This window comes from Acidobacteriota bacterium, from assembly GCA_012729555.1.
Lineage (GTDB): Bacteria > Acidobacteriota > UBA6911 > UBA6911 > UBA6911 > UBA6911.
The window spans coordinates 56,695-69,582 of the sequence record JAAYCX010000097.1; the positions used below are offsets into that span (position 1 = coordinate 56,695).

General features: G+C 67.1%; 11 protein-coding genes. 4 read left to right on the plus strand and 7 right to left on the minus strand.

Annotated elements, in window-relative coordinates; translation table 11 throughout:
• The first annotated feature begins 1 nt into the window (after nucleotide 1).
• Nucleotides 2–1,030 carry an arsenic efflux protein gene (locus tag GXY47_16935; GenBank protein ID NLV32826.1) on the plus strand — a complete coding sequence of 343 codons (1,029 nt, stop codon included), beginning with the start codon at nucleotides 2–4 and terminating at the stop codon, nucleotides 1,028–1,030.
• A gap of 17 nt (nucleotides 1,031–1,047) precedes the next feature.
• Here the strand turns inward: GXY47_16935 and GXY47_16940 are convergent, their stop codons facing one another.
• From GXY47_16940 to GXY47_16970, 7 genes are all read right to left on the minus strand, one after another.
• A complete protein-coding gene (locus GXY47_16940) occupies nucleotides 1,048–2,049 on the minus strand; it encodes an Mrp/NBP35 family ATP-binding protein (GenBank protein NLV32827.1) in 1,002 nt (333 codons plus the stop codon).
• A gap of 20 nt (nucleotides 2,050–2,069) precedes the next feature.
• Complete coding sequence (locus GXY47_16945; protein ID NLV32828.1) at nucleotides 2,070–3,773, minus strand: potassium channel protein; 1,704 nt, start codon at nucleotides 3,771–3,773, stop codon at nucleotides 2,070–2,072.
• Nucleotides 3,774–3,795: 22 nt separating this feature from the next.
• Nucleotides 3,796–4,140 carry a carboxymuconolactone decarboxylase family protein gene (locus GXY47_16950; protein ID NLV32829.1) on the minus strand — a complete coding sequence of 115 codons (345 nt, stop codon included), beginning with the start codon at nucleotides 4,138–4,140 and terminating at the stop codon, nucleotides 3,796–3,798.
• Between the two features lie 44 nt (nucleotides 4,141–4,184).
• Nucleotides 4,185–4,502, minus strand: coding sequence for a heavy metal-binding domain-containing protein (locus tag GXY47_16955; protein ID NLV32830.1), 318 nt, complete (start codon nucleotides 4,500–4,502; stop codon nucleotides 4,185–4,187).
• 330 nt (nucleotides 4,503–4,832) lie between these two features.
• Entirely contained in the window at nucleotides 4,833–7,229 is a 2,397-nt protein-coding gene (locus GXY47_16960) for a TonB-dependent receptor (protein ID NLV32831.1), read from the minus strand.
• A 115-nt stretch (nucleotides 7,230–7,344) separates the two neighbouring features.
• Nucleotides 7,345–7,989 carry a nucleoside deaminase gene (locus GXY47_16965; GenBank protein NLV32832.1) on the minus strand — a complete coding sequence of 215 codons (645 nt, stop codon included), beginning with the start codon at nucleotides 7,987–7,989 and terminating at the stop codon, nucleotides 7,345–7,347.
• 87 nt (nucleotides 7,990–8,076) lie between these two features.
• The gene (locus GXY47_16970; GenBank protein ID NLV32833.1) at nucleotides 8,077–9,741 is read right to left on the minus strand and encodes a GAF domain-containing protein; all 1,665 of its coding nucleotides are present in this window, start codon (nucleotides 9,739–9,741) and stop codon (nucleotides 8,077–8,079) included.
• Between the two features lie 143 nt (nucleotides 9,742–9,884).
• Between GXY47_16970 and GXY47_16975 the strand changes: the two genes are divergently transcribed.
• From GXY47_16975 to GXY47_16985, 3 genes are read left to right on the plus strand one after another with little or no spacing between them, the layout of a single operon-like run.
• On the plus strand, nucleotides 9,885–10,214 hold the full coding sequence (locus GXY47_16975) for a winged helix-turn-helix transcriptional regulator (protein ID NLV32834.1): 330 nt from the start codon (nucleotides 9,885–9,887) through the stop codon (nucleotides 10,212–10,214).
• A gap of 39 nt (nucleotides 10,215–10,253) precedes the next feature.
• A complete protein-coding gene (locus tag GXY47_16980) occupies nucleotides 10,254–11,651 on the plus strand; it encodes a TolC family protein (protein ID NLV32835.1) in 1,398 nt (465 codons plus the stop codon).
• Nucleotides 11,652–11,680: 29 nt separating this feature from the next.
• On the plus strand, nucleotides 11,681–12,877 hold the full coding sequence (locus GXY47_16985) for an efflux RND transporter periplasmic adaptor subunit (GenBank protein NLV32836.1): 1,197 nt from the start codon (nucleotides 11,681–11,683) through the stop codon (nucleotides 12,875–12,877).
• Nucleotides 12,878–12,888 lie beyond the last annotated feature (11 nt).

Sequence of the window (12,888 nt, forward strand, 5' to 3'; positions counted from 1 at the left end):
AATGGAACATGTTCTCCCGGTCATGAGCCACGCCCTGCTGATCACGGGATTCGTGGCCATCATCATGCTGGTCATCGAATATGTCAACGTGATCAGCCAGGGCGCCTGGCAGGAGAAGCTGTCCAGGCACCGCCTGGGGCAGTACGCGCTGGCGACGCTGCTGGGGCTCACCCCCGGGTGTTTGGGCGCCTTCGCGGTGGTGGCCATGTACACCCACCGGCGCCTGACCCTGGGGAGCGTGGTGGCGGCGATGATCGCCACCAGCGGCGACGAATCGTTCGTCATGTTCGCCCTGATCCCCCGCACCGCCTTCCTTCTGCACGGGATCCTCTTCCTGGTGGGACTCGCGGCGGGGACCCTGACCGACAAGCTGGCGGGAGCGCGCCTCACCGCGTTCCTCTCCTGCCGTGAGGATTTCCAGCTCCACTCCGAGGAGCACCGCCGCATGTTTTCCACCGGCCGCTTCCTCGCCGAGTGGAGGAAATGCTCCCCCGCCCGGGGGACCCTCGCCTTCGCCCTGCTCGGCTTCATGACCCTGGTTTCCCTCGGAAAGATCGGGCCGGAACAGTGGGACTGGGTCCGGGTGACCCTGCTCTTGACCTCGGGCGTGGGGCTCTTCATCGTGGCGACCGTCCCGGACCATTTCCTGGAGGAACATCTCTGGAAACATGTCGTCCTCCAGCATACCCCCCGCATCTTCTTCTGGACGTTCGGCGCCCTCTTCCTCCTGCACCTCATCATTCATTACTGGCGGGTGGGGGAAACGATCCAGGGGAGCCCATGGATCGTCCTGGCGCTCGCCGGCCTGGTAGGGCTGGTGCCGGAATCGGGCCCCCACCTCATCTTCGTGACCCTCTTCTCCCAGAACCTGGTGCCGTTCGGCACGCTGCTGGCGAGCTCCATCGTCCAGGACGGGCACGGGATGCTGCCGCTGCTGGCCCACTCGCGCAAGGCCTTCTTCATGGTCAAGCTGATCAACCTGATCGTCGGCCTCGCGGTCGGGGCCGTCTTCCTGGCGCTCGGGTCCTGACTCCGGCCGGGCGCCGGCTACACCTCGAAGGACAGTTCCCGGAGCACTCCCTCTCCCAGGAGGTCGAGGAGTTCCCCGTCGTACTCCTCGATCCTGCCGCCGTCGCACAGCGCCGCCAGCTTCGGGTCGATGGGGATCCGCGCCAGCAGCGGAGCCCCTGTCTCGCGCGCGATCTCCTCGGCGCGGCTGGGGCCGAAGATCTCGATCTTCTTGTCGATCTCGGGGACGTAGAGGTAGCTCATGTTCTCGACCACGCCGAGGAGGCGCTTTTCCATCTCCGCCACCATGTTGACCGACTTGCGCACGATCATCTCCACCAGGCTCTGCGGGGTGAAGACGACGACGGCGCCCGTGACCGGGAAGGACTGCATCAGGGTGAGCGGTACGTCGGCCGTGCCCGGGGGAAGATCGACGATCAGGTAATCCAGGTTCCCCCAGAGGACATCCTCGCCGAACTGCTTGATGGTGTTGGCGATCAGCGGCCCCCGCCACATGACCGCCACGTCCTCGGCCTCCAGCATGAGGTTGATCGAGATGATCCCGATCCCCGATCCGGACACGACGGGGAGGATGCCGCTTTCGTCCCCGCCGGGGGGGAGATAGGCGCCGAACATCCTGGGGATGCTAGGCCCCGTGATATCGGCGTCGAGGATCCCCACTTCGTGCCCGCGGCGCCTGAGTGCGATGGCCAGCAGGCCGGAAACGAGCGATTTCCCCACCCCCCCCTTGCCGCTCATGACGGCGATGATGCGGCCCACCCTGTTCAGCTCCTTCGCCTTGAAAGCACGGTATTCGACCTCGACCCCGTCGACCCCCTCGAGCGGCTCCAGGGCCTCCCGGACCCGGTCGGCGATCCAGTTCCGCGCGCCCGGGATCAGCCCGGTCGACGCCAGCAGGACCTTCGCCCTGCCCCCCTCCAGCTCGACGCCACGCACCAATCCCATCGCCCCGATGCCGCGCCCGACGCCCGGCACCACGACCCCGTCCAGGCTCCTCAGGATCCGTTCCTCGATTTCCATAAACCCTTCCCTTTCCAATTTCAGGCCCGCTGCGGCTTCCAGGAGGCGAAGCGGTCCAGCGATTCGGTGTCCCCCACGAGGATCAGCTCGTCGTCCTCGTGCAGGATCTCGGAGGGCTCGGGGTTGACCGTCATTCCCCCGTCATGCTTGACGGCGATGATGCTGCAGCCGGTCTGCTCGCGGACCGAAAGCTGCAGGAGCGAGCGGTTTTTCAGGCGTCTTCCGGCGCGGGCGACGAAAACACTCACGTTCTCCGACAGCATGACCAGGCTTTCCGGCCGGAGGAGGTTGACGATGGTGGAGCTGGTGATGGTCCCGTAGGACATCACCCGGCTGGCGCCGGCGCGGTAGAGGGTCTTGACGTTCCGGTCCAGGCTGGCCCGGCTGATGATCTGGGCGTCGGGGCGCAACCGGCGGCAGTAGATGGTGAGGAAGACGTTCAGGTCGTCCTCGTGCGTGGTCACGATGATGGACGGCGTCTGCCCGATCCCCGCCTCCTCCAGCGTTTCACGATCCGCCGCGCTCCCCACGATGACCCGGGCGTTCCCCTTGCGGATGTTTCCGCGTTTTTCCACGATCCGGTAATCGATCCCCCGTTCCTCCAGCGTCTCGGCCACCGCCTGGCCCACGCGTCCCCCGCCCAGGATCAGCACCGGCCCGTCCTGCCGGTCCTGCCGGTCCGGGGGGCGCACCAGCCGCTCGAAACGGCCCAGCTGCTCCGCGGTCCCCGCGAGCACCAGGACCATGGAGCTTTCGATACGGGTGTCGGGCGTCGGGAGCCTCAGTTCCCCCTTCCCCCAGAGTCCGACCACGTTCACCCCCACCCGGCTGCGCAGGCGGCTCTCGGCCAGCGTCTGTCCCCCCAGCGTGGTGGCCGCGGCGGGAACCTCCGCGATCCTGAGCGCGCCGAAGCGCCCGATCACGTTGGGTTCGAGGCTGGTGCCGAGCACGCGCCGCGCCATCGCCCTCCCCAGCAGCTTGTGGAACTGAAACACGTGGGTGCTGCCGGCCAGCTCGAGGATGTCGAGGGAATCGTCCTGGTCGGCGTTGGTCACCGTCACGACGTGCTCGCACCGCTCCCGGATGGTGTAGATGATGTTGGTGCTGGCCAGGTCGTTGTTCAGGACGACGACCAGTGCCGCCTGGTGGACCTGCAGGTCGCGGTAAGTGTCCGGGTTGTTCAGTTCGCCGACGACCACCTGGTAGCCGCGGTCGAACAGTTCGAGCGCCTGCCGGAAATCGGGCACGAGCACCACGGCGGGGATGCCCAGTTGCCGCAGCCGCCCGACCAGGTTGGCGGCCGAATTGTTGAAATGGGTCAGGATCACGTGGCCGCGGGTCCCGGGGGGGAGCCGGCGCGGCGCGCGCGCCCGGTTCTGCGCCTCCAGCCACGGGGCGTAGAAGAAGTGGATGAAAGCGAAGGGGAGCACCACCAGGAGGGAAAGGATGCCGCTCAGGAGGACGACGACGGAGAAGGCGCGCCCCAGATCGCTCGAGAAGGTGATGTCCCCGAACCCCAGGGTCGACATGACCGTGAGCGTCCAGTAGACGCCCGTGATCCAGGAATACTGCCGGCCCTCCATCAGCATGAGAGCGTGAAAGGCGGCGCTGTAGAGGATGATGATGGCGGCCAGGAGCCCGAGGTAACGTCCCAGCATCCGGAGGTCGCTCTTGCCCCCGGCACCGTGCATCAGGGAAACAGTCTGGGATATCAGGGATTTCATGTCCTGTCCCCGGTCGGGCGCGTCATCGTCCGGGCTGCGCCCCCCCCTCCGGCTCTTCGGCGCCGAGAATCTCTTCCGCCCAGTACAGGGCGTCCATCATCATCGGCAGCCCGATCGCGGTCGGTGCCAGCAGGATGGCGTGGCGGATCTCCCCGGGCGCCACCCCCAGGTCCAGGGCCTTGCGCACCTGGGACTTGACCGAGCCTTCGGCGTTGCTCCCTATGGCGATGCCTAGTTTGATCAGCACCCGTTCCCGGTCGCCCAGGGGGCCCGCCCGGTGGCACGCTCCCGCGTATTCCTCGTAGGCCCTGGCGACGGCCGGATAACGCCGCACGAACTTCCAGAATTTCTCCGGTACCTTGCTCATCCCGATCTCCTGCCGAAGGCGCGGCCGTGAAGACGGCCGGCGGGTTATTCCGCGGTCACGGCCGTGCCGCTCGCGCTCACCATCAGCATCGTCCCCTTGCCGATGGTCTCGTAATCCAGGTCGACGCCGACCACGGCGTTGGCCCCGAGCCGCGCGGCCTCCCCCTCCATCTCCCTGAGGGCGATCTCCTTCGCCTTGCGCAGTTCCTGTTCGTAGGCGGCGGAGCGGCCGCCGACGATGTCGCGGATCCCTGCAAAGAGATCCTGGAAGATGTTGGCGCCCAGGATCGCCTCGCCGCTGACCAGGCCGTGATACTTCAGAATTTTCTTCCCCTCCAGAGACGGAGTCGTCACCGTAAGCATGGGTCCCCCCTTTCTTGACCAGCTACTATACCACCCGGGAGGGGGAATCGGGTTGAAGTTGAACAAAAACAGGGATGCCGGGAAGGAAACTGCGGAAGGGCCGGGGTCGCTCAGAGCCCCATGCTCTGCCGGCCCTCCGCTCTCCAATGGCTAGAGATGGCACCATATTACATCAGACATAATCGGAAAACTAGTTATTTTTTGTTAATTTTTGTTATCTCCGCCCGGAGATCCAGGCGGCCATGACAGGAGCCCAAAAAAGAACGGCCGCGGGATGCGGAGGCTCACGCCCCCGCCCCCCGCGGCCGGCCGTCCGTCATCGCGGCCGAATCAGAACTTGTAGCGCATGTTGAAATACCAGTTACGGCCGGCTTCCGGGTAGCCCGGGGTGTAGTAGTAGTTCCGGTCGAAAAGGTTCTTCAGCCCGACCTGCAGCGACATCCCGCCGTAGATGGGCGCCACCGCCCCGAGGTCCACGGTGCCGAAGGATGTGGAGTTGATCGGGGGGGCGACCCGCGGCGTTTCGGGATCGCCGTCATGATCGACGCTGTCGTTGGTGTCCTGCATGTGAAGCCCCCCTTCGAACCGCCAGGTCCCCAGCAGCAGGATGTCGAGCGGCAGGTTGAGGGCCGCGTTGGCGATGAGCTTGTGCTTGGGGAGGGTGGGCAGGATCATGTAGTCGGGGTCGAACAGCTGGATATCGGGACTGATGGTGATGCTGCGCTCGAGGTAGCTGTAGCTCCCGTCCAGGGTCAGGCGCGAAAAGGGGGTGCTGCGGAGGCTCACCTCCACCCCGTAGTGATCCTCTTCGGCCACGTTGGCGAACTGCTCGCAGGCGCCCGGGACGTCGCTGTCCCAGCAGAACTCGCCCGGGTCGGCGACGAAGACGTCATTGATGGCGTCCCGCATGTCGCTGCGGAAGAACTCGACCTGTCCCATGGTTTTCGACGAAAAGACGTGGGACCAGCCGAAATTCCAGTTGCGGCTGTGTTCGGGATCGAGGTCGGGGTTGGGCAGCCTCTGCCCCAGGCCCGCGGTGTAGAGCTCCTTCATCAGCGGGAAACGGCCCCGGTCGGAGAAGGTGGCGAACAGCTTGTCGTTCTGGGTGAAGCTGTAGGAAAGCGAGACCTGGGGGCTGAAGACCCAGGCGTCGGGCGTACAGCCCGCGAAGCTGTCGTTGTCCGGGTTGGACTCGCAGATGATGGGCCGGGTCGACAGTTCGTCGTCGGTCAGTTCCATCGTCTGCAGCCCCTTCAGGTGATCGACGTTGAAGCCGACGATGGCCTGCACCTTGGGGGTGATCGTGATCACGTCCTGGAACCCGAAGGAGAAGGTCTGGATCCGGTCCAGCGTGGTGGCGGTCCGGAAGGGGACCAGGTCGGTGGACTTGTGCGTGTCGTCCTTGAAGAAGAAGGAGGCGCTGATGTTGTTGCGCGGCAGGAGCCGGGTATTGAACTCGGCCGAGGCGCCGCCGGCGTGGTCGTCATAGACGGAGAAGAAGGCGTACCTTCGCGTCAACGTCGTGTAGGTGTCGTCGTCGTAGCTCCCCAGCGAATTCTTGAACTGGTCGTAGTAGAGGCGCAGCTTGATGGAGCTCGCGTCGCCGATCCCGGTGTTGGTGATGACGTAGTAGCTGGTCTTGTTCCATTCCGGCCATCTCCAGTAGCGGTTGCGGGCGTTGGCCCCGTAGCCGGTGTAGAGCGGCTGCCCCTTCTCCCCCTTCTGGTTGATGTAGCTGAAGACGTACTGGTCCTCGCCCCGCGGGGTGAAACCGATGCGGCCGCTGTACTTGGCGTCGCGCGAATCGGAATGGTTGAGCTTATAGTCGGGCTGGTTGGGCGCCGGCGCCGCAAAATCGCCCGAAAGGGGGATGTAGTCCTTCTGGTTCCAGTCGAGCGAGCCCTGGAGGTAGAACTTTTCCCAGCGGGAGCCGAGGCGCATCGAGGCCAGCAGGGCGTCCCCGGAGCCGGTCCCGATCATGGCCTCCCCGTCGAGCTTGTCCTCCGGCTGCTTGGTCACCAGGTTGATCGACCCGCCGAGGTTGTTGGCCCCCATCAGGGGGGAGGAGTACCCCTTGGCCACCTGGATCTCGGAGATGTCGCCGGTCAGGAAACGGCTGAAATCGAGGGTCCCGTCATAGGGCACCTGGATCGGGATGCCATCGAGGTAGAGGGGGATCTGCCCGCGGTTGGAAAAGCCGCGCAGGCGGATCTGGGCCTCGTTCCGGTTGGCGCTCCGGTCGAGCGACACCCCGGGCACGTAATCGAGCGCCGTCCCCACGTTGGTCAGGTTGAGCTGCTCCAGCTTCTCCTGGTCGACGCTCTCGGCGATCGGGGAGAGGGGGGAGGCCTCGGAAGTCACGCTCACCGTGGTGACGCCGAGCTGGAAGGGGCGGGCAGGGTCTTCGGCGAGGATGGCCGTCACCGCCGTCTTCAGGTCCGTGACCTGGCTCCGCAGCGCGGCCGCGTCCCAGGGGCGGGCCGGGGCGGCCTGGAGAGTCACCGCCGTCTCGGGGTGCATCCGGATCCAGAGCTCCACCGCGGAGCGGATCTGTTCGATCCCGTCGGCCTCCCGCGCCAGGTCTTCATCGGCGACCCGTTCGAGATAGTTGAGGTCCTGCACCCAGGTCATGAACTGCTTGGTCTGCGCCTGGAGACCGCCCCCCGCCGCGAGGACGAGCAGGCACGCGAGCACCAGGCAGGATCCCATCTTCATTTTAAGACTCATTGTGGACTCTCCTAATTATCGGTTTTGCTTACACAAAACCACAATTAATAACAAATTATTACCGGATTGCAATAGCTAAGCGCAGAAAGTGGCCGCCGCCCGCGGGAGGGGAGCGCTAGCGGGCAAAGGCTTTCGCACGCGCGCCGTGGCGGAAGAGACGCGTGGCCAGGGCCTTCATGGCGGGGGAGCACGCCGCCTCCTCGTAGGCGGCGCCCCGGGCGGCTTCGCGCCAGAAGGGGGGGAGGAGGTCGATTCTTCGGGCCATGCCGCCGTCGGGGTCGATGGCGGCGTAGTACACCTTCCTGAGGCCGGTGTTGATCAGGCGGGTGAGACACATGGGGCAGGGCTCCATGGAGCTGTAGAGCACCAGGTCCCCGGTCTCCCGGGGGTTGGCGGAACCCCTGAGGAGACGGATCCGGTCCTCCCAGCGGTTCAGCACGTCCATTTCCGCGTGCAGGTCGCTGCGCCAGTAGGGGACATACTGCCGGTTGCGCCCCCGGGCCACGATGCCGCCGGACCCTTCGTGCGCGAGGCAGGCCCCGACGCCCCCGCTCCCTTCGCGCTTGGCGACCACCGCCTCCTGGAGGGTGACCAGGATGAAGGGATCGTGCGGATACCGGGAGTCGGGGCGGAGCGCCGCCACCTCCGCCTCGAGCGCCGCGATCTCCTCCGTCCCTTCGGCGTGAAGAGCGGCGGGGAGGCCCAGAAGGGCCCAGAGCACGACCGCCTTCGGGAAAAAGAATGACCCCAGATCACCCATGATCGTCACCGAGAGAAAAAAATCAGATGATACCCGGGCCGGACGGCGCGGGAAAGGGGAAAGTGCAGCCGGGGGATGAAGGCAGGACTATTCCGTCCGGTCGGGAAGGGTGAAGTAGAAGGTGGACCCCCGCCCGGGCTCCGATTCCACCCAGATTCTCCCCCCGTGGCGCTCCACGATCTTCTTGCACAGCGCCAGCCCGATGCCGGTCCCGGGGTACTTCTCCCGGGAATGCAGCCGTTTGAAGATGACGAAGATCCGCTCGCCGTGCTCCCGTTCCATCCCGATCCCGTTGTCGGTGACCCGGAAGAGCCAGCCGCCGCGCTCCCGCCGCGCGCCGACGTGGATCCGCAGGGGGTCGGCCGAGCGGAATTTGATCGCGTTTTCCACCAGGTTCTGGAATACCTGGCAGAGAAGCGTCGCGTCCGCGTGCACGACCGGCATCGAGTCGGTCGTAATCACGGCCCCCGATTCCCCGATCATCCCCTTGAGGGCGTCGAGCGCCCGGTCGAGGGAATCCCGCGCGTTCCCGGGCTGGATCGACAGCGCGCTCCCCACCCGCGCGTAGGCGAGCAGGTCGTCGATCAGCTGCTGCATGCGCCTTGCGCCGTCGACGGCGAAACCGATGTACTCGTGGGCCCGGGCGTCGAGCTGGTCGCGGTACCGGTCCTCGAGGATCTGGACGAAACCGGTGACCGTGCGCAGCGGTTCCCTCAGGTCGTGACTGGAGACATAAGCGAACTGTTCGAGGTCCCGGTTGGATCGGGCCAGTTCCTCCGCCGTGTGCCTCAGCGACAGCTCCCCCTGCATGCGGATCAGGGCCGCCGCCACCTGGCCCCCGATCGCCTTCATGAGAGACACGTCATCGGGGGGAAAGGCCGCCTTGTCGCGCGTTCCGAACGAAAGCGTCCCCAGGACGCGGCCGTCGGCGGCCTCGAGGGGGTGGCAGGCGTAGGCGCGCAGGCCCGCACCGCAGAGGAGGGCGAGTTCCCCTTCGGGTTCCGCAGGAATGTTCTCGGCCACGACGCGGCGGCCGTCCCGGGCGGCCACGCCGCTGATCCCCTGGCCGTAGTCAAGCCACTCGATCCGCTCCCTCTCCCCGCGCGAAACGCCCAGGGCGACGGCGAGCCGGAGCCGACCCGATCTTTCATCCGCGAGGAAACAGAGCGCCACCTGGCAGGAGAGGTATTCCATCACCCTCCGGCAGATCGACTCCACGGCCGGCTGCAGCTCGGCCGACCGCAGCAGCTGCTCCGCCGTTCCCGCCAGGAGTTCGAACCGGCGCATGCTGCGCTCGAGCGCCTCGTCGGCCAGCTTGCGGGCGGTGATATCGAGCACCATCCCGACCGACCGGGTTACCCGTCCCGTGGCGCTTCGCGTGTGCTGACACTTCTCCAGCACCCAGCGGATTTCACCCGTCTTCGGGCGGAGCACCCGGTAGGCGATCTCGTACCCCCCGCCGCCCGGTCGCAGGGAGCGGGCGTAGGCTTCCCGCGCGGCTTCGCGGTCCTCGGGGAAGACCCTTTCGACGAACGCCCCGTAGGAGGGGGCGAACTCCCCCGGCTCGGCGCCGAAAATGCGGTAGGCTTCGTCGGACCAGGAAAGGGTGCCGTGGACGAGGTCCAGTTCCCAGCTGCCCATGTGGGCGATCGCCTCGGCCCGGGCGAGTCTCAGCTCGTGCCCCCGCCGGGGCCTTCGCCCCGGGCGACGGTGCCTCTCGCCTCCGCCCTTCCCGGTTCTCGTGTTGGGCATACGCGTCTCCGCGCGCTCGTGGAAATCCGGCCTATCGTATCACGGGTCCGGTTCCGGTTGACAGCGCGAAGGGGAACCGTTATATTGTTCCTGTTTTGGGGAACTATAATACTATGAAACATGGAAACCCTAGCAAGTCGGTGATGGACAAAATTTTCCGGATGCAATGCTCCATCTGCAAGGCGCTGGGGCACCCCCTGCGGCTGGCCATCGTGGACCGGCTCAGCGGGGGGGAGGCCCCCGCCGCGGACCTGATCGCCGACCTGGAGCTTTCGAAAGCGACGCTGTCCAAACACATGTCGCTGTTGACGCGCGAGGGGATCGTCGAGCCGCGGCGCGAGGGGAGGCGCATCTTCTACCGCCTCACCGACCCGGAGATCCACAAGGCCTGCGCCATCATGCGCTCCATCCTCTACCGGAGGCTGAAAGCCGGGGAGAGGCTGGCCTCCGCGATGCATCCGGCCGCAGTCTGACCGCCGGAAAAGATTCGAACCCATCGTTCAGGTGCGACCATGCATACGAAACCCAGACTACGGACCCTGTCCATGGCGCTGCCGTCCATGGCGTTGCTGTCCATGGCGCTGCTGTCCCTTCCACCCGCGGCCGCAGCGGCGGACGAAGAACCGCTCAGCCTGGCCGAGGCGGCCGAGCGGGCGCTCGCGCACAACCCGGACCTTGCCGTCGACCTGCCGGGACTCGAGGCCGCGCATCTCCGGTTCGAGGGAACCCGGGCGGGGTACCTCCCCCGGATCGATTTCCAACACTCCTACGAGGCGGGCGACAACCCGGTGTTCGTCTTCAGCACCCTGCTGGGCCAGGAGCGGTTCACGGCCGCCAACTTCGCGCTGGAGGAACTCAACACGCCCGACCCGCTCGACAACCTCAAGACGCGCGTCACGGCCAGGCAGGTCGTGTGGGACTTCGGCCGGACCCGCAGCCTGAGGAAACAGGCCGAAACCGGGATCGCCGTCGCCGATCTCGCCCACGAGGCGCATCGGCAGCGGGTCCTGATGGACCTTTTCCAGGCCTACTACGCCCATTCGCTCGCCCGGGCGGCCCTCGAAACCGCCGGGATCGCCCTGCGTTCGGCCGAGGCCATAGAGTCGCAGGCGCGCACGCGCGTGGAGAGCGGGGTGGCGGTGGATTCGGACCTGCTCCGCAGCCAGGTTCACCTGTCCGAGGCCCGGCAGCGCCTCATCCAGGCCGAGGGCGACCTGGAAAGCTCCCGGGCGCACCTGAACCGGCTGATGGGACGGCCGCTCGACCTCCCTGCCGGAGCGACCGCCCCCCTCGCCCCGACGCTCCTCCCCCTCCCCGCGGAGGAGGGGTTGCTTTCGGAGCAGAAACGCCGCCGGCCGGACTACCAGGCGCTCCTCGCCGAACTGCGGCAGGCCCAAGCCCTGGCCGACTCGAGGAAGAAGGAGTTCTACCCCGTCATCGCGGGTTTCGGCGCGTGGGAAGCGAACCACCCCTCCCTTGACGGACCGGGGGGAAACAACTGGAGCGCGGGGCTCTCCCTCGACTGGAACCTGTTCGCCGGCGGCGCCGACCGGGCCGCCCTCGGGGCGGCGAGGCAGGAACAGGAACGGAAAAAGCGACAGGCGGAGGCCATGGAATCGGCGATGGCGCTCGAGATCAGGAGGGCCCTCATCCGGCAGCGGGCGGCGGAAAAGCAGGTCCAGGCGGCGCTTTCCGCCGAGGGGCAGAGCGAGGAAGGCCTCAGGATCCTCGAGAACCGTTACGAGGCGGGCCTGGCGACGATGACCGACCTGCTGTCGGCCGAGGCCGCCCGCAGCGGCGCGCGCACCCGGCTGGCGGAGGCCGTTTACCGTTATCGCGTCAGCTGCGCCGAGGTGGAATACGCCGCGGGGACGCTCGCGCCCTCATCCCCGGCGATGAGCCTGCGGTAAATACCCTCACGGGAGAAAAGGACCGACCTATGAAAACCAAAACCTTGCTCTGGACCGTTCTGGCGGCCGCCATGCTGCAGGGGGCGTGCGGCGGACGGCCCGAACCGTCCGCCGGCTCCGCCCCGGAGCCGGTCGCCGCGCCCCTGGTCGAACTCCGGCCGGAATCGGTCCCCACCGTCGCGCAAGCCCCCGGGAGCGTCCAGCCCAGGGAGCGGATCCGGCTGGCGTCGCAGGTCCAGGGGCACGTCCGCGCGGTCCACGTGCGGGTCGGGGACGCCGTCCCCCGGGGAAGACTCCTGGCCTCGCTGGACGCGAGGGACGCCGAAAGCCAGAAAACGGCGGCGCTCTCCGCGATAAGGGAGGCGGAGGGCGCCCTGTCGGAAGCGCGGAGGGCGCACCAGGCCGCCCTCGAAATGAAGGCGGCGGCCGAGGCCTCGGACGACCTCGCGACCCAGACCCTGGCCCGCTATGAAAAGCTTTTCTCCTCCCGCTCGGTCTCCCCCCAGGAAATCGACGAAGTCCGCATGCGGCAGAAAACCGCCAGGGCGGAACTGGCCGCGCGCGAGGCCCAGGCCGCGGCGGCGATGGAGCGCATCGGGCAGGTCGAGGCCCGGATAGCCCAGGCGACGGCGCAATCCGGGCGGACCGACGTGCTGCTGGGCTGGAGCGAGATCCAGGCCCCTGCCGCCGGGAGGATCGTCGAATTGTCGGTGGACCCGGGAACCGCCTTGTTTCCCGGCACCCCGCTGCTGGTGATCGAGACCACCGACCGTCCGCAGGTCGTCGCCCACCTCCCCTCGGCTCATGCCGGCGCCCTCCGGGCGGGGATGAAGGTCCGGGTCCGGGGCGGCGCCGGGGAGGACGCCATCGAGGGGCGGGTGTCGGAGATCGTGCCGGTGTCCGACCCGGGGACGCACACGGTCGAGTTCAAGGTCGATCTGCCCGCAGGCGCCTCGGCGCCGAGCGGCCGGTTCATGAAGGTCGAGGTGCCGGTCGGGACCCGCAGCGTCCTGCTGGCGCCCAGGGAAGCGGTCCGGACGACGGGCCAGCTGACCGGGCTGTTCGTCATCGCCGCCGACTCGAGGGCCTTCTTCCGCCTGGTCAAGCTGGCCCCCTACGACGAGGCGCGGGTGGAGATCCTGTCCGGCGTGCGGCCCGGGGAAACCATCGTGGCACGCCCGGACGGAGGCATCACCGACGGGATCCGGGTACAGGCAGGCCGATAAGGAGACTCTCC